Here is a 16,054-nt window from a genome sequence, read left to right as displayed (position 1 = left end):
CCGGTCGCGGTGCGCGTCCCCGCGGGCGTCCCGGTGGCGGTCGTGGTGCTCGTGGTCGTCGTACCCGTCCTGGTGCGGGCGGTGGCGGCCGCTGCTGACGTGGACGTAGTCGGCCGGCTCCTCGGGGCCCGGGTAGTCCATGTCGTCGTACGCGTACGGGTCGTGGTCCTGCTCGTCCTCGTGTCCGCCGGTCTCGTCGTCCTCGTCGTACGCGGTTCGCCGGCCGCGGCCGCCACCGCCGGCGTGCACCCGGCGCCCGTCGTGCTCGTCGTCGGTGTCCGAGGTGTCCGCGGCGCGGTGCCGGGAGCGGCCGAGCATCGCCTCGCGCTCGTCCTCCGTCAGACCGCCCCAGACGCCGTAGGGCTCCCGCACCGCCAGCGCGTGGGTCGCGCACTCGGCGCGCACCGGACAGCGCATGCACACCTCCTTGGCGGCGGCCTCACGCGCACTGCGGGCAGCGCCCCGCTCACCCTCGGGGTGGAAGAACAGCGAGCTGTCCACACCGCGGCAGGCGGCCACGAGTTGCCAGTCCCACAGGTCGGCGTTGGGGCCGGGAAGGCGGGAGAAGTCTGCCATTGCTCATCCCCTCGGAGGGTGCCGATGGTCGCTGAGGCTCGACCTCCTCGACCGTACATCTACTGTCGTAGTAGATGTAAATATGACTCATCGCCAATCTAGCGACGATGCGGCACAACACCAGAAAAGAGCCGCCAAACAGGCAAAACCTTGCGAAGTCGGGCATCCTGCCGCCCCCATTCGGCCCGGAGCGGGCCGTCATTCGCTCCTGTACCACCCCCTAATCCCGCGCTGACCTGCGGCGTAACTGATCAGTGCGGGCATGATCACGTAGGGTGCCGATCGTCCGGCCCGCATCTCGTAACTCTTTCGAGTGAGGGTCGTTGAGTGTGGCGGAAGCGGTCGGCGGAACACGTGATTCGGGCAACTGCCCGAGCCGTCGGCCCCAACGGTGAAGATTCGTACTTCGTACAGCCTGGAGGCACAACGTGACGCGGTTCAGCCCCGGGGGGCGGTCATGACTTCCGTTCTCGTCTGCGACGACTCCCCGCTCGCCCGAGAGGCCCTGCGCCGCGCGGTGGCGACCGTGCCCGGCGTCGAGCGCGTAACCACCGCGGCCAACGGCGAGGAGGTGCTGCGCCGCTGGGGCGCGGACCGTTCGGACCTCATCCTGATGGACGTCCGCATGCCGGGCCTGGGCGGGGTGGAGACCGTACGGCGGCTGCTGTCCGCCGACCCCGGCGCCCGCATCATCATGCTCACCGTCGCCGAGGACCTGGACGGGGTCGCGCTCGCCGTCGCCGCCGGCGCCCGCGGCTACCTGCACAAGGACGCCTCCCGCGCCGAATTGCGGGCCACCGTCACGCAGGCGCTGGCCGACCCGACGTGGCGGCTCGCCCCGCGCCGGCTGCGCTCGGCCGAGATGGGCGCCGCGCCCACGCTCACCGCCCGCGAGATCCAAGTACTGGAAGGGATGAGCCACGGACGGTCCAACGCCGAGATCGGCCGTGAGCTGTTCCTGTCGGAGGACACCGTCAAGACGCACGCCAGGCGGCTGTTCAAGAAACTCGGCGCCTCCGACCGCGCGCACGCCGTGGCGCTCGGCTTCCGCTGGGGCCTGGTCCGTTAACCGTACCGGGGGCGCTCGGAAGGGCGAAGTCGGCCGCGAGTCCTCGGTTTCCCGGGGGAGGACGCATGCTTGAGGGTATGGACTTCCTCGGGGATCGGCGGGGGCCTCAGATGGCGGAGACAACGTCTGCGGCTTCGGCCGCTCATAACGCTTCGGTGCAGAAGTCCCGCCGCGATGCGGCGGAACGTCCGCGGGCGAGGCACCATGGGTGGATGCGCGACGACGACACCCCTGCCATCGGTGCCCTCGTTCGCCGCGCGGCAGACGGGGACCAGCGGGCCACGCACGAACTGCTCGCGCATGTGCACCCGCTGGCGGAGCGGTACTGCCGCACCAAGCTGTCCCGGCTGCCCGGCGAAGCACGGCACTTCGTGGACGACCTCGCACAGGAGGTCTGTCTCGCGGTGCTCTGTGCCTTGCCGCGCTACCGGGACCTGGGGCGGCCGTTCGAGGCGTTCGTCGTCTCCATCGCCGCCCACAAGGTCGCCGATCTGCAGCGCGCCGCGATGCGCGGGCCCGGCTCCACCGCGGTCCCGTCGGACCAGATGCCGGAGAAACCCGACGACTCGCTCGGCCCCGAGGAGCGCGCGCTGCTCAACAGCGACGCGGCCTGGGCCAGGAAGCTGCTGGAGCGGCTGCCGAACCATCTGCGCGAGCTGGTGCTCCTGCGGGTGGCCGTGGGGCTGTCGGCCGAGGAGACCGGACAGGTGCTCGGGATGTCGCCCGGAGCGGTACGAGTGGCGCAGCACCGCGCGCTCAGCCGGCTGCGCGCCATTGCCGAGGAGAGCAGCGCGGGAACGTCGGATGCCCGCGGATTGACGGCGTGATCCGGGTGGCGTGAACCCGGCAGTGTGATCCGGACGGCTCCGGCGGGATGCTGGGAATGGCGGCCGAGCCACTACCATTGAACCTCTCGCCGGGCAAGACCATTCGGGAAGGTGTCATGTCGCTGAACGCCGACGGAGTAGCCGAGAAGTTCGCCACTCTCGGACTGACCTACGACGATGTGCTCCTGCTGCCGGGCGCGTCCGCGGTCCTGCCCAACGAGGTGGACACCTCCTCGCTCGTCTCCCGCAACGTGAAGGTGAACATCCCGCTGCTGTCGGCGGCGATGGACAAGGTGACCGAGGCACGGATGGCGATCGCCATGGCCCGGCAGGGCGGCGTCGGCGTGCTGCACCGCAACCTCTCGGTCGAGGACCAGGTCGCCCAGGTGGACCTGGTCAAGCGGTCCGAGTCCGGCATGGTCACCGACCCGATCACGGTCCGCCCCGACGCGACCCTCGCCGAGGCCGACGCGCTGTGCGCCCGGTTCCGGATCAGCGGCGTGCCGGTCACCGACGCGGCCGGCAAGCTGCTCGGCATCGTCACCAACCGCGACATGGCCTTCGAGAACGACCGCAACCGCAAGGTCCACGAGGTCATGACCCCGATGCCGCTGGTCACCGGCACGGTCGGGATCTCCGGCGGCGACGCGATGGCGCTGCTGCGCCGCCACAAGATCGAGAAGCTGCCGCTGGTCGACGAGGACGGCGTGCTGCGCGGCCTGATCACCGTCAAGGACTTCGTCAAGGCCGAGCAGTACCCGAACGCGGCCAAGGACAAGGACGGCCGGCTGATCGTCGGCGCGGCCGTCGGCGCCAGCCCCGAGGCGCTGGACCGGGCCCTCGCGCTGGTCGAGGCGGGCGTGGACTTCCTGGTCGTGGACACCTCGCACGGCCACAACAGCAACGCGCTGAACTGGATGGCCAAGATCAAGTCGAGCGTCCCGGTGGACGTCATCGGCGGCAACATCGCCACCCGCGACGGCGCCCAGGCGCTGATCGACGCGGGCGTGGACGGCGTCAAGGTCGGCGTCGGCCCCGGCTCGATCTGCACCACGCGTGTCGTGGCCGGCATCGGTGTGCCGCAGGTCACCGCGATCTACGAGGCCGCGCTGGCCTGCCAGGACGCCGGCGTGCCGGTCATCGGTGACGGCGGGCTGCAGTACTCGGGCGACATCGGCAAGGCGCTGGCCGCCGGTGCCAGCACGGTGATGCTGGGCAGCCTGCTGGCCGGCTGCGAGGAGTCCCCGGGCGAGCTGCTGTTCATCAACGGCAAGCAGTTCAAGTCCTACCGCGGCATGGGCTCGCTCGGCGCGATGCAGTCCCGCGGGCAGGGCCGCTCGTACTCCAAGGACCGCTACTTCCAGGCCGAGGTCGCCTCCGACGACAAGCTCGTGCCCGAGGGCGTCGAGGGCCAGGTCCCCTACCGCGGCCCGCTGTCCGCGGTCATCCACCAGCTCATCGGCGGCCTGCGGCAGACCATGGGGTACGTGGGCGCGGCCGGCATCGCGGAGATGGAGACCAAGGGCCGCTTCGTGCGGATCACCGCCGCCGGCCTGAAGGAGTCCCACCCGCACGACATCCAGATGACCGTCGAGGCCCCGAACTACCACGGCTGATTCCCGGCCGCCGCCGGGGCCTTCCCGCTCTTCCGGTTCTCCTTCCGGCTGCTGCTTCCGGTTCTCCGGCAGTACCTCGTCCGTCCCGGGCCGCGCCCGGATCCGGCTGATTCCGATCGCCGGGTCCGGGCGCGGCTGCTTCCGTGTTGCCGTTCCCGGCGTTGCGGGCGGCCGGACAGGACTGGCCCGGCGCGGGACGGGTAGTCCCCTCATCGACGAGGCCGCGCCGGACCGGGCGCGGCGGTTCCGGGCGGGCGCGGGCCCGCGCCGGGGGAGCGGGAGAGGCAGGCGAGGGGGGAGCCATGCGGTGGCACAGGTCTTCGTACGGCGGTGGTGAGGACAGCGGCGCCATCGAGGTCGGGGACGCCGACTTCAAGATGCGGCTGGTGCGCGACGCCCGCGACCCGGACGGCCCTGAACTGGTCTTCCCGGCCCAGGTGTGGGACGCCTTCCTGGCGGGTGTGAAGGCGGGCGAGTTCCCCGTCCCCGAGATCCCCGCGCAGGCCGGCCGCTCGCGCTGAGCCGTAGCCCCGCGCATCGGCGGGCGCGCGCCGCACATCGCTTTGCGGTGGCCGCGCCCGCCGGGGCGGGGTGCCGGCGCACCCGGCGCCGGCGGGCGAGCCGTCACACCCGGCGCCAGCGGGCGGAGGCGAAGGAGAACAGGCCGAACAGCACCAGCCCGGCGGCGACCGCCACGAGCAGCCAGGGCCCGGCCGAGGTGCCGGCGAAGCTGCGCAGGGTGGCGTCCATGCCCTTGGCCCGGCCGGGGTCGTAGCGCACCGCCGCGGTCAGGACGAACACCCCGGCGCCGGCGAAGACCGCGCCCCGGGCGATCCCGCCCGCCGTGCCGCAGAAAGTGACCACGCGCCGCTCCCGGCGGCTCATCCGCCCGGTGTCCAGCTTGCGCAGGAAGCGCCGCTGCCAGGCGCGTACCGCCACGGCCGCGCCGGCCGCGATCAGGGCGCAGCCCGCCGCGCCGACCAGCAGGCGGCCGGCCGGCAGTTTCAGCGCGGAGGCCGTCCAGTCCCGGGACTGGGTGTTGCTGTTGCCGGAGCCGCCGCTGCCCGCGGCGTAGGCGGCGGTGCCCCAGCAGACCGCGGCGTAGAAGGCCGCGCGGACCGCGTTCATCGCCCGCGTCCCCTTCTTGCGGCTGCCGCCACGGCCGCCGAAGGCCCGGGGGAACACCTGGGCCGCGCGCCACAGCGCCATCCCCGCGAAGCCGGCGGCCAGCAGCCACAGCAGCACGGTGCCGAACGGCCGCGTCGCGATCTGCTGGAGGGCGCCCTGCCGGTCCGCCTCGCCGCGGTGCCCGAAGGCGATGCGCAGCGCCAGGATGCCGACCAGGACGTAGATCACGCCGCGGGCGGCGAATCCGGCGCGCCCCGCGGGGCCGAGCGCGCGCCGGCCCGCCTGCCCCTTGCCGGTGGTACGGCCGGCGGTCCGGCCTCTGTTCCGGCCGGCGCGGCGCGGTGCACCCGTCCACAGGCCGCGTACGTGCGAATGCGACGACATCGTCCCTCCCTGGCTTCGCCCGGCCCGTCCGGTGCGGCCGGTCCCGGTCGCCGGTCGTCTGCCCCGGGGCACCCCTGTCACGCCGCCGCGCGGTCGGGGGTGCCGGGGCGGGCACGCCCGACACGGTGTGCGGGATACTTGGGGCGCATGGCCAGGACAGAGAGGCGCGGGTTGTGACTGAGATCGAGATCGGGCGGGGCAAGCGGGGCCGCAGGGCGTACGCCTTCGACGACATCGCCGTGGTGCCGAGCCGGCGCACCCGGGACCCCGAGGAGGTCTCGATCGCCTGGCAGATCGACGCGTACCGGTTCGAGTTGCCGTTCCTCGCGGCGCCCATGGACTCGGTGGTCTCGCCGGAGACGGCGATCCGGATCGGCAACCTGGGCGGGCTCGCGGTGCTCAACCTGGAGGGTCTGTGGACCCGGTACGACGATCCCGAGCCGCTGCTGGCCGAGATCGCCGAGCTGGACGACACGCGGGCGACCAGCCGGCTCCAGGAGATCTACGCGGCGCCGATCCGCGAGGAGCTGATCGGGCAGCGGATCAAGGAGGTGCGCGAGGCCGGGGTGGTGACCGCGGCGGCGCTCTCGCCGCAGCGGACCGCGCAGTTCTCCAAGGCCGTGGTGGACGCCGGGGTGGACCTCTTCGTCATCCGCGGCACCACGGTCTCGGCCGAGCACGTCAGCGGGTCGCACGAGCCGCTGAACCTCAAGCAGTTCATCTACGAGCTGGACGTGCCGGTGATCGTCGGCGGCTGCGCGACGTACACCGCGGCGCTGCACCTGATGCGGACCGGGGCGGCCGGGGTGCTGGTCGGCTTCGGCGGCGGGGCCGCGCACACCACCCGCAGCGTGCTCGGCATCCAGGTGCCGATGGCCACGGCGGTGGCCGACGTGGCCGCCGCGCGGCGCGACTACATGGACGAGTCCGGCGGGCGGTACGTGCACGTGATCGCCGACGGCGGCTTCGGCGCCAGCGGCGACCTCCCCAAGGCGATCGCCTGCGGCGCGGACGCGGTCATGATGGGCTCGCCCCTGGCCCGCGCCACCGACGCGCCCGGCCGCGGCTTCCACTGGGGCATGGAGGCGGTCAACCCCGAACTCCCGCGCGGCAAGCGGATGAACCTCGGCACGACGGGCTCCACCGAGGAAATCCTCCTCGGCCCCTCCCACGCCCCCGACGGCTCCATGAACTTCTTCGGCGCCCTCCGCCGCTCCATGGCCACCACCGGCTACTCCGACCTGAAGGAATTCCAGCGCGTCGAGGTCACGGTGTCCCCGACCCACCACCGGTGATCATCCTTTCGTAGGAATCTCCGGAAAACCGGACGATAGGGCTTTGCGCTGCCGGTATGGTGGCGAGTATGGCGACGAAAAAGGTGACGGTGACGATCCCGGAGGACCTGCTCGAGGAGATCCGTCCTCACGCGGCCGAACGGGGTCTGTCGGCGTACGTCACGGAAGCTCTGCGAGCCAAGCACGACCGTGACCTGCTGGGCGAACTGGTCGAGTGGCTTCAGGAGGAATACGGTCCGCTGACCGACGAGGAGCGTGCGGCGGCCGCGGAGGAGATCGCGGCGCTTGACGCCGAGCACGAGCGCCGCCGTCAGGCCGCGGCTGCGAGCCACCACGAGAATGCCGCATGACCAAGAGTTCTGCCCAGCCCGTCGCCTCGCGGACGTTCGTTCTGGACAGTGAGGCCCTGTCGCTGGCCGTGCGGGGTGATCGGACCATGATCCGTCGGCTCGAAGCCGCCGTCGGTGGTGCCGCTGTCGTCGTGACCTCGCCCATGGCCCTGGTCGAGGCCCACGACGGCCGCATCGGCGAACGCCGCTGGGACTGGGTTCTCTCCCGCGTCACCGTTGCCGAGGTCGGCAAGGCCGAGGCCCGTCAGGCGCGGCGCCTGCTGGCCGACGCGAACCTGCACGGCCACAAGTACGCCATCGACGCGGTGCTCGCTGTCGTCGCCCTCCAACAGCGTGGGCACGTCACGGTCTTCACCTCGGACGTGGACGACTTGGAGCGCCTGCTCCCGGACAGGATCGTCGTCGCCAAGGTGTGACGGTGACGCATCGGTGGCCCTGTACCAAAAGGTACGGGGCCACCGGCGTGAAGGGCGAAGGATCAGCCGGCCACGCGGCGGGTGACGACGAAGCCTTCGAGGCCGGCCAGGGCGAGGAAGAGGAAGGTCTTCACGTCGAAGTCGTGCTTCCACTGGCGGAAGACGTCGCCGAAGTGCTGGGTGAGGACGGAGAACCAGGAGATGGACTGGCCGGACAGGGAAGCGTAGTGGCTGGCGATCATGGCGAGGCCGAAGATCTCGCCGAAGAAGACGCCAAGGACGGCCAGGACGAGGCCGGCCACGGGGAGGGCGGGGTTGCGGCCGCCCACTTTGCCGATGGCGGCGCCGACCAGGAGGCCGACGACGATGGCGATGTAGCCGACCTCGGAGTAGTGGCCGTCGTCCTTGGCCATGGCCCGCATGATGCCCGCGTAGGCGAAGATCGCGACCAGCATGACCGCGACGCCGGCCAGGATGCCGAGGGCGACGTTGTCGCGCCGGGCGGCGACGGGGACGGGCGGTGCCCAGGCGGGCGCGGGGTGGCCCGGCTGGCCGGGGACCGGGCCGGCGGCGTACGGCGACGGAGCCGCGGCCGGCGGGCCGTACGGCTGCTGCTGGGCATACGGATTCTGGCCGCCCGAAGGCGGCGTGAAGTTGGAGCTCACGCGAAGTTCCCCCGAATGAATGGTGATGGCGCCGCGCGAACCCTGCGGAGCGCCACGGTGACGCCGGAATCTAGCAGGGCGGTACGACGACCGGGCAAGCCGATTGATGCGGTCGTTACAGGACCACCACATGCCAACCGTGCCCGACCGGGCCCCGGCACAGGTCAGAGGCGGGCCGCCGACCCGGCCGGGGTCGCGCCGCGGGTGTCGAGCAGAAGCTGCGCCTTGACCGCCAGGGACTGCAAGTCGTAGGTGCGGTGGTGCTGGAGAAGCAGCGTCAGGTCGGCTTCGGCGGCGGCTTCCCAGAGCGAGTCGGCGCGGGGCACGGGACGGTCCAGCACGCGCCACTGGGGGACGTAGGGGTCGTGGTAGGCCAGATTCGCGCCCATCTCGATCAGTCGCGTGCCGATCTCGCGGGCCGGCGCCCCCTCCTGGTCGGCGAGGTCTGCCTTGTAGGTGACGCCGAGCAGCAGCACCCGGGCGCCGCGCAGCGACTTGCCGTGCTCGTTGAGCAGGGCGGCGGCGCGCTGGACGACGTACCGCGGCATGCGGCCGTTGATCTCCTGCGCGAGCTCCACCATCCGCAGCGGATGGCCGGGCGTCCGCACGCGCGCCGCCGCGAAGGCCGGCGCCGCCACCGGGTCCAGCGCGACCCCGGGCCCGCCGACCCCGGGCCCGGGCCGGAACGCCTGGAACCCGAACGGCTTGGTCTCCGCGCACCGGATCACGTCCCACACGTCCACCCCCAGGTCGTGGCAGAAGACCGCCATCTCGTTGGCGAAAGCGATGTTGACGTGCCGGTAGTTGGTCTCCAGCAGCTTGACCGCCTCCGCCTCGCGGATGCCGCGGGCCCGCACGATCCGCTCGGTGAACCGGCCGTAGCAGGCCGCGGCCGCCTCCGTACAGGCCGGGGTGAGGCCGCCCACCACCTTGGGCACGGCGGCCGCCGGAAAGTCCCGGTTGCCGGGGTCGAGCCGGCTGGGGGAGTAGGCCAGGTGGAAGTCCCGCCCGGCGGTCAGCCCCCCGGCCTCCAGCAGCGGGCGCAGGAAGCCCTCGGTGGTACCCGGGTGCACCGCCGACTCCAGTACCACCGTGGTGTACGGGCGCAGGGACCCGGCCAGCGCCCGCGCCGCCCGCTCCACCGCGCCCAGGTCCGGCACCCGGTCCTCGCCGGGCACGGCGGGCACGCAGATCACCGCGGTCCGCGCCCGCCCCAGCACCGCCGGGTCGGCGGTGGCCCGGAACCCCGCGGCCAGCATCCGGCGCAGCTCGGCCGCGGTCAGCGCACCCGACGGATCACGGCCGGCCGCGACCGCCGCGGCCACCACCGGATCGGGGTCCCAGCCGACGACGCCCAGCCCGGCGACGGTCGCGGCCTGCGCCAGGGGCAGCCCGGGCCGGCCGAGCCCGAGTACGGCCAGGTCTGCGGCCACCGGTCCTGCGGGCATCGGTCCGTCCTCTCGCCGGCCGGCGCACCGGGCGCCCGGTCGCCTGTGCGTGCAAGGGCCCCGGCCGCCGGGTCCGGGGCCACCACTCCCTTGGGCTCAGCAAAAGCTCGAAAACAGGCTAACCAGACAAATCAGTGATATGACCGTGCGGCGCGCCGCACACCCGCCCCGTACCCCACCGGGGTGGCCGCCGGGCCGCGCCCCGGTCACTATCGAAGGAGAGCCACCCCGACCGCCGAAGCAGGCGCACGATCAGGCCGCAGGCAGGCCAGCGAGCAGGCCCCGAGCAGGCACGGAGGCAGGATGCGTACGACAGAACTCGGCCCCGCGGAACGCACCGCGCACCTCACCCGGATGGCGGAGCAGGAGCTGGACATCCTGGTCGTCGGGGGCGGGGTGGTGGGCGCCGGCACCGCGCTGGACGCCGCGACCCGCGGCCTGAGCGTCGGCCTGGTCGAGGCCCGTGACTGGGCCTCGGGGACCTCCAGCAAGGCCAGCAAGCTCATCCACGGCGGCCTGCGCTACCTGGAGATGCTGGACTTCGCCCTGGTCCGCGAGGCCCTGAAGGAACGCGGCCTGCTGCTCCAGCGGCTCGCCCCGCACCTGGTCAAGCCGGTGCCGTTCCTCTACCCGCTCCAGCACCGCGGCTGGGAGCGGCTCTACGTGGGCTCCGGCGTGGCCCTCTACGACATCATGTCCGTCTCCTCCGGGCACGGCCGCGGCGTGCCGCTCAACCGCCACCTGACCCGCAAGCACGCCCTGCGGGTGGCGCCCGCGCTGCGCAAGGACGCCCTGGTCGGCGCCCTCCAGTACTACGACGCCCAGGTCGACGACGCCCGCTTCGTGGCCACCCTCGCGCGCACCGCCGCCTCCTACGGCGCCCTGGTCGCCAACGCCGCCCGGGTCACCACCTTCCTGCGCGAGGGCGAGCGGGTGGTCGGCGCCCGCGTCCAGGACGTCGAGACCCGCCAGGAGTACGAGGTGCGGGCCCGCCAGGTGGTCAACGCCACCGGCGTGTGGACCGACGAGACCCAGGCCCTGATCGGCGAGCGCGGCCAGTTCCACGTCCGCGCCTCCAAGGGCGTCCACCTGGTGGTGCCCAAGGACCGGATCCACTCCACCACCGGGCTCATCCTGCGCACCGAGAAGAGCGTGCTGTTCGTCATCCCGTGGGGCCGGCACTGGCTGGTCGGCACCACCGACACCGACTGGAACCTGGACAAGGCGCACCCGGCAGCCTCCAGCGCCGACATCGACTACGTGCTCGAACACGTCAACTCGGTGCTGAACACCCCGCTGACCAGGGACGACGTCCAGGGCGTGTACGCCGGGCTGCGCCCGCTGCTGGCCGGCGAGTCCGACGCCACCAGCAAGCTGTCCCGCGAGCACACCGTGGCCCACCCGGTGCCGGGGCTGGTCGTGGTGGCCGGCGGCAAGTTCACCACCTACCGGGTGATGGCCAAGGACGCGGTGGACGAGGCCGTGCACGGCCTGGACCGCAAGGTCGCCCCCTGCGTCACCGAGGACATCCCGCTGCTGGGCGCCGAGGGCTTCCACGCGCTGTGGAACGCCCGCGCCCGCACCTCCGCCCGTACCGGAGTGCACGTCGCCCGGGTGGAGCACCTGCTCAACCGGTACGGCTCGCTCAGCGAGGACGTGCTCGCCCTGATCGAGGAGGACCCCTCGCTCGGCGAGCCGCTGGCCGCGGCCGACGACTACCTGCGGGCCGAGATCGTGTACGCCGCCCGCGCCGAGAGCGCCCGGCATCTGGACGACGTGCTGGCGCGACGCACCCGTATCTCGATCGAGACGTTCGACCGCGGCACCCGCAGCGCCCGCGAGGCCGCCGAACTGATGGCACCCGTGCTGGGCTGGGACGACAGCCGGATCGACAAGGAAGTCACCTACTACGAAAAGCGGGTTGAGGCCGAGCGGGAGTCGCAGTTGCAGCCCGACGACCTGACCGCCGATGCCGCGCGGCTCGGCGCTCCGGATATCGTGCCTTCCTAAGCGGCGTGCGCCTGGGCGCGGGAAGGGCGCGCGGACGGGGGAGCAGGCGAAAGGCTCGGGGATGGTCGGACAGGTCGAGGAAGGGCGGCTGGTCGCCGGCCGCTACCGGCTGGTGGAGCGCATAGGGCGCGGCGGCATGGGCACGGTCTGGCTGGCCGAGGACGAGTTGCTCGGCCGCCGGGTCGCGGTGAAGAAACTCCACCCGCCGCAGCCGCACATGATGGAGGACGAGCTCGCCACCCTCTTCGAGCGCACCCGCCGCGAGGCCCGGGCCGCCGCCCGGATCAGCCACCCCAATGTCATCGTCGTGCACGACGTGGTGGACGACGCGGGACTGCCGTCCATCGTCATGGAGTACGTGCCCTCGGTGACGCTGGGGGAGCGGCTGAAGAAGCACGGCCCGCTGCCGCCGGCCGAGGTCGCCCGGATCGGCCGCGGCATGATCGCCGCCCTGCGCGCCGCCCACCAGGCCGGGGTGCTGCACCGCGACGTCAAGCCCGGCAATGTGCTGCTCGGCGAGGAGGACGGCACGCAGGCCCAGGGCTACGGCGGCGGCCGGGTGGTGCTCACCGACTTCGGCATCGCCCAGGCGTCCGGCACCACCACCTTGACCCGCACCGGCGAACTCATCGGCTCCATCGACTTCCTGTCCCCGGAACGGATCCGCGGCGCCATGCCCGGCCCCGAGGCCGACCTGTGGGCGCTGGGCGCCACCTTGTTCCAGGCGATCGAGGGCACCTCCCCCTTCCGCCGGCCGACAGCGATCGAGACCGCGTACGCCATCGCCGAGGACCCGGTGCCCCGCACCAGCGCCGGTCCGCTCAGCCGGGTCATCGCCGGCCTGCTGGCCAAGGAGCCGGAGCAGCGCCTGTCCGTGGAGGAGGCCGAGCGGATGCTCCGGCTGTCCGAGGCCGAACAGGAGACGGCCCTGGTCGAGGGGCTGTCCGAACGCCCCGGCCCGCACCGGGAAGCCCCCGCACCACTCCCCGCCGCCGAACCCCCGACCCGCTCCCAGCCGTCCGCCGCCGTGCCCGCACCGACCGGGACCTCCGGCTACGCGACCGGCAGCCCGTACGCCCCCGGAAGCTCGTACGCCTCCGGTGGCGTTCCGGCCGGCGGCACCTACGGCTCCGGAGGCGGCCCGGCCGGCACCTACGGCTCCGGCGGCGGTCCGGCCGGTGGCACGTACGGCTCCGGTTCCTGGAGTCAGGGCAGCGGCACGGGTACCCCGGTCCCGGCGCCCGCCCGCCCGGCGCGCCGCCGAAAGGCCCTGCCCTGGTTCGCCGCCGCCGTCGCCGTGGTCGTGCTGGCCTCCGCCGCCGCGCTGGTGGTCACCCGGCTGCGCTCGGACGATCACACCGGCCCCACCGCCGGGCCGTCCCCGTCCGCCCCGGTGTCCACCGCACCCGCCCCCGGACCCACGGCGACCGGCCCCACCGCCACCGCGCCGAGCACCACACCCCCGCCGCCCGTCCCGGCCGGCTACCACCTGGTCAGCCGCCCCGACCACGGCTACGCGGTACCGGTCCCCGACGGCTGGACCCGCACCGTCAAGGACAACGGCGACGAGGTCGACTGGGTGGACCCCACCGGCCTGGTGGGCCTCAAGGTCAGCGCTCTCCCGTTCGGCAGCAACGACCCCTACCAGCACTGGGTCACCCTCGAGCCGCAGACCCGCGACCAGGTCCACCAGTACCACCGCGAGCGCCTCGAACGCACCACCTGGGGCAACGAGCCCGCCGCCATCTGGCAGTTCACCTTCAGCGGCTCCATACGCGACTTCCGCGCCGCCGACCTCGGCTTCGGCAAACCCGGCGGCACCGAATACGCCGTCTACCTCTCGGCGCCCAAGTCCCAATGGGCCACCTACCTCCCGGTCTTCCAAACCGCGGTGGACGGATTCCGGGTGACGAACCAGTAGGCCGGGCACCCGCCAGGGCGCCAAACAGGGGCGCGGGGCTGCGTTCGATTTGCGGCCGGCGCCGCGTGGGCGCGAGCTCCCCCAGAGCTTCTCCCCCAGACTCCGTCCGGGGGTGCCCCCATGGGGTACCCCCAACCACCGGGCGGGCAGCACGAGAACCGCCTTCCGGGGCAGACGGAACCGTAACCGCCCCCGTCAAACCCGCACGGGTCGAACCGAGTTCGCGCACCTGTGCCCCCGTCGGCGATGATGGACCTCCACCAACAGCGCCCAAAGTCCCAGCGAGGCCCCCATGAGCGAGCACGAAGGTACCGATGGCCCCGAAGGCCCCGACGGTGCCGAAGGCCGCGTGCTCGCCGATCGGTACCGCCTGAACGGAGTACTCGGCAAGGGCGGCATGGGTACGGTCTGGCGGGCGCTCGACGAGACGCTGGGCCGATCCGTCGCCGTCAAGGAACTGCGGTTCCCCGGGAACGTGGACGAGGACGAGAAGCGCCGCCTGGTCACCCGTACACTGCGGGAGGCCAAGGCCACCGCGCGGATCCGCAACACCGGCGCGATCACCGTCTTCGACGTGGTCAGGGAGGACGACCGGCCCTGGATCGTGATGGAGCTGGTCGAGGGCAAGTCGCTGTCGGACGCCATCCGTGAGGACGGCCCGCTGAGCCCGAGACGCGCGGCCGAGGTCGGCCTGGTGCTGCTGGACGTGCTCAAGGACGCGCACCGCGAGGGCATCCTGCACCGCGACGTGAAGCCGTCCAACGTGCTGCTCGGCAAGGACGGCCGGGTGGTGCTCAGCGACTTCGGCATCGCCCTGATCGACGGCGACCCCTCGGTGACCTCCACCGGCATGCTGGTCGGCGCCCCCTCCTACATCTCGCCCGAGCGGGCCCGCGGGCACAAGCCCGGCCCGCCGGCCGACCTGTGGTCGCTCGGCGTGCTGCTGTACGCGGCGGTCGAGGGCCACCCGCCGTACGACAAGGGCTCGGCGATCGCCACCCTGACCGCGGTGATGACCGAGCCGGTCGGCCCGATGCGCAAGGCCGGGCCGCTCGCCGAGGTGATCTCCGGGCTGCTGGTCAAGGACCCCGAGCGGCGGCTGGACGAGCCCGGCGCACGCCGCCTGCTGCAAGCCGCCGCGCACGCCCCCGAGCGCCCTTCCGCGCCCCCAGAGCCTCCGGAAGCCTCCGACGCCACCCGTACCACCGTGCTGCCGGCCGGTGCGCGCCCCGACGCCCCCGATGCCGCGCCCGCTTCCGCCGGGCGGGGCGAGAAGGCCGCGGCCGCTTCGGGTGCCGCCGCGGCCGCCGACCAGACGCGGGTGCGCGACGCGCTGCGGACCGTACGCAAGGCCGCCGCCGGACCCGCGCCGGAGCACGGCACCCCCGAGAACGCGCCGCCCCCGCCGCCGCGCGCGCCCCTCAGCGACATCCTGCCGCGCCGCACCCTGATCCTGGTGATCGTGGTGGTGGTGCTCGCCGTGCTGGGCACGGTGATCGGCGTGGCGCTGGCCAACTCCGGTGGCGGTGGCAAGGATTCGCACAGCGGCGGCACCCCGGGGACCTCGCCCTCCACCGGGGCCGGCGGGCACAGCACCGGCGCCTCGGGCCGTACCGGCAGCCCCGGTCCGTCCACCGGCGCCACCCACAGCACCTCCCCGTCAGCGTCGGCCTCCGCCAGCGGCTCCGGTACGACCTCCCCGTCCGCGCCCGCGAGCAGCGCTCCCGCCACCTCCGCCGCGCTCGCCCCCGGCGTCGCCCCGGCCGGTTACCACCTGGTCACCGACGCGCAGTTCCACTTCGCCATCGCCCTGCCGGCGGGCTGGCACCGCACCGGGACCGCCGGGCAGAGCTCCGGCGCGATCTACAGCAAGGACGGCGGATACCCCCGGGTCCAGGTCGACTTCACCGACAGCCCCAAGACGGACGCGAAGGCCGACTGGGAGCAGTTGTCGCGGACCACCAGCACGCACAGCACCGACTACCACCTGATCGGGATCACGTCGATCGACTACCGCCACTACCCGACCGCCGCCGACTGGGACTTCCGCCGCACCGAGAGCGACGGCACCCACAGCCAGGTGCGCGACCGCGGTTTCGTGACGGACCCCCACCACGGCTACGCGATCATGATTTCGTACCCCGCGGACCAGTGGGACAGCGACCAGGCGAAGGAGATGCGGCAGGTCGCGTACGCCACGTTCAAGCCGGTCGGCTGATCGTCGCTTCCGGGTGTGACCGGTGGGCCTGGGAGGGACTAGGGGAAGCGCCGGACGGGTATGGGCACTTCGGCTCGCAAAGGGGCCGAACGAGCCTGCCGCAGCACGTATCGTGAAGAGTTGCGGACCGT

General features: G+C 73.0%; 13 protein-coding genes and 1 pseudogene. 10 read left to right on the top strand and 4 right to left on the bottom strand.

Going from position 1 to position 16,054, the window contains the following annotated elements; genetic code table 11:
* Positions 1–279: 279 nt before the first annotated feature.
* Positions 280–576, bottom strand: a pseudogene (locus ITX44_RS09275) (WhiB family transcriptional regulator); the annotation flags it as partial.
* A gap of 457 nt (positions 577–1,033) precedes the next feature.
* Here ITX44_RS09275 and ITX44_RS09270 point away from each other — a divergent pair.
* The 4 genes from ITX44_RS09270 (at position 1,034) to ITX44_RS09255 (ending at position 4,609) form a co-directional block, all read left to right on the top strand.
* Positions 1,034–1,645 (top strand): response regulator transcription factor, encoded by a 612-nt coding sequence (locus ITX44_RS09270; RefSeq protein ID WP_003948568.1) that lies wholly within the window; start codon positions 1,034–1,036, stop codon positions 1,643–1,645.
* Between the two features lie 212 nt (positions 1,646–1,857).
* Positions 1,858–2,472: an RNA polymerase sigma factor ShbA gene (gene shbA, locus ITX44_RS09265; RefSeq protein WP_307795184.1), complete on the top strand. Its 615-nt coding sequence runs from the start codon at positions 1,858–1,860 to the stop codon at positions 2,470–2,472.
* 116 nt (positions 2,473–2,588) lie between these two features.
* A complete protein-coding gene (gene guaB, locus ITX44_RS09260) occupies positions 2,589–4,088 on the top strand; it encodes an IMP dehydrogenase (protein ID WP_205356584.1) in 1,500 nt (499 codons plus the stop codon).
* 302 nt (positions 4,089–4,390) lie between these two features.
* Positions 4,391–4,609, top strand: coding sequence for a DUF397 domain-containing protein (locus ITX44_RS09255; protein ID WP_205356583.1), 219 nt, complete (start codon positions 4,391–4,393; stop codon positions 4,607–4,609).
* Positions 4,610–4,712: 103 nt separating this feature from the next.
* Here the strand turns inward: ITX44_RS09255 and ITX44_RS09250 are convergent, their stop codons facing one another.
* Complete coding sequence (locus ITX44_RS09250; RefSeq protein ID WP_205356582.1) at positions 4,713–5,600, bottom strand: DUF1206 domain-containing protein; 888 nt, start codon at positions 5,598–5,600, stop codon at positions 4,713–4,715.
* Positions 5,601–5,773: 173 nt separating this feature from the next.
* Between ITX44_RS09250 and ITX44_RS09245 the strand changes: the two genes are divergently transcribed.
* The 3 genes from ITX44_RS09245 (at position 5,774) to ITX44_RS09235 (ending at position 7,661) form a co-directional block, all read left to right on the top strand.
* Complete coding sequence (locus tag ITX44_RS09245; RefSeq protein WP_205356581.1) at positions 5,774–6,895, top strand: GuaB3 family IMP dehydrogenase-related protein; 1,122 nt, start codon at positions 5,774–5,776, stop codon at positions 6,893–6,895.
* Between the two features lie 68 nt (positions 6,896–6,963).
* On the top strand, positions 6,964–7,245 hold the full coding sequence (locus ITX44_RS09240; RefSeq protein WP_205356580.1) for a ribbon-helix-helix domain-containing protein: 282 nt from the start codon (positions 6,964–6,966) through the stop codon (positions 7,243–7,245).
* Positions 7,242–7,661, top strand: coding sequence for a hypothetical protein (locus ITX44_RS09235; protein WP_205356579.1), 420 nt, complete (start codon positions 7,242–7,244; stop codon positions 7,659–7,661). The genes ITX44_RS09240 and ITX44_RS09235 overlap by 4 nt, the downstream gene beginning before the upstream one ends.
* A gap of 62 nt (positions 7,662–7,723) precedes the next feature.
* On the opposite strand, the gene ITX44_RS09230 is transcribed toward ITX44_RS09235, so the two are convergent.
* Positions 7,724–8,326, bottom strand: a complete 603-nt coding sequence (locus tag ITX44_RS09230; protein ID WP_205356578.1) for a hypothetical protein — start codon at positions 8,324–8,326, stop codon at positions 7,724–7,726.
* A gap of 164 nt (positions 8,327–8,490) precedes the next feature.
* Positions 8,491–9,759 carry a nucleotide sugar dehydrogenase gene (locus ITX44_RS09225; RefSeq protein ID WP_205356787.1) on the bottom strand — a complete coding sequence of 423 codons (1,269 nt, stop codon included), beginning with the start codon at positions 9,757–9,759 and terminating at the stop codon, positions 8,491–8,493.
* A 318-nt stretch (positions 9,760–10,077) separates the two neighbouring features.
* Between ITX44_RS09225 and ITX44_RS09220 the strand changes: the two genes are divergently transcribed.
* The 3 genes from ITX44_RS09220 to ITX44_RS09210 all read left to right on the top strand — a co-directional run bounded on the left by ITX44_RS09220 (position 10,078) and on the right by ITX44_RS09210 (position 15,923).
* Positions 10,078–11,784, top strand: coding sequence for a glycerol-3-phosphate dehydrogenase/oxidase (locus ITX44_RS09220; protein WP_205356577.1), 1,707 nt, complete (start codon positions 10,078–10,080; stop codon positions 11,782–11,784).
* 61 nt (positions 11,785–11,845) lie between these two features.
* Positions 11,846–13,705 carry a serine/threonine-protein kinase gene (locus tag ITX44_RS09215; protein ID WP_205356576.1) on the top strand — a complete coding sequence of 620 codons (1,860 nt, stop codon included), beginning with the start codon at positions 11,846–11,848 and terminating at the stop codon, positions 13,703–13,705.
* A 292-nt stretch (positions 13,706–13,997) separates the two neighbouring features.
* Positions 13,998–15,923: a serine/threonine-protein kinase gene (locus tag ITX44_RS09210; protein ID WP_205356575.1), complete on the top strand. Its 1,926-nt coding sequence runs from the start codon at positions 13,998–14,000 to the stop codon at positions 15,921–15,923.
* Positions 15,924–16,054: the final 131 nt, after the last annotated feature.

This window comes from Actinacidiphila acididurans (genome assembly GCF_016918855.1).
GTDB classification, from domain to species: domain Bacteria; phylum Actinomycetota; class Actinomycetes; order Streptomycetales; family Streptomycetaceae; genus Actinacidiphila; species Actinacidiphila acididurans.
Note: the sequence above shows the minus strand (reverse complement) of the source record. Positions and strands in the feature narration are given on the sequence as shown.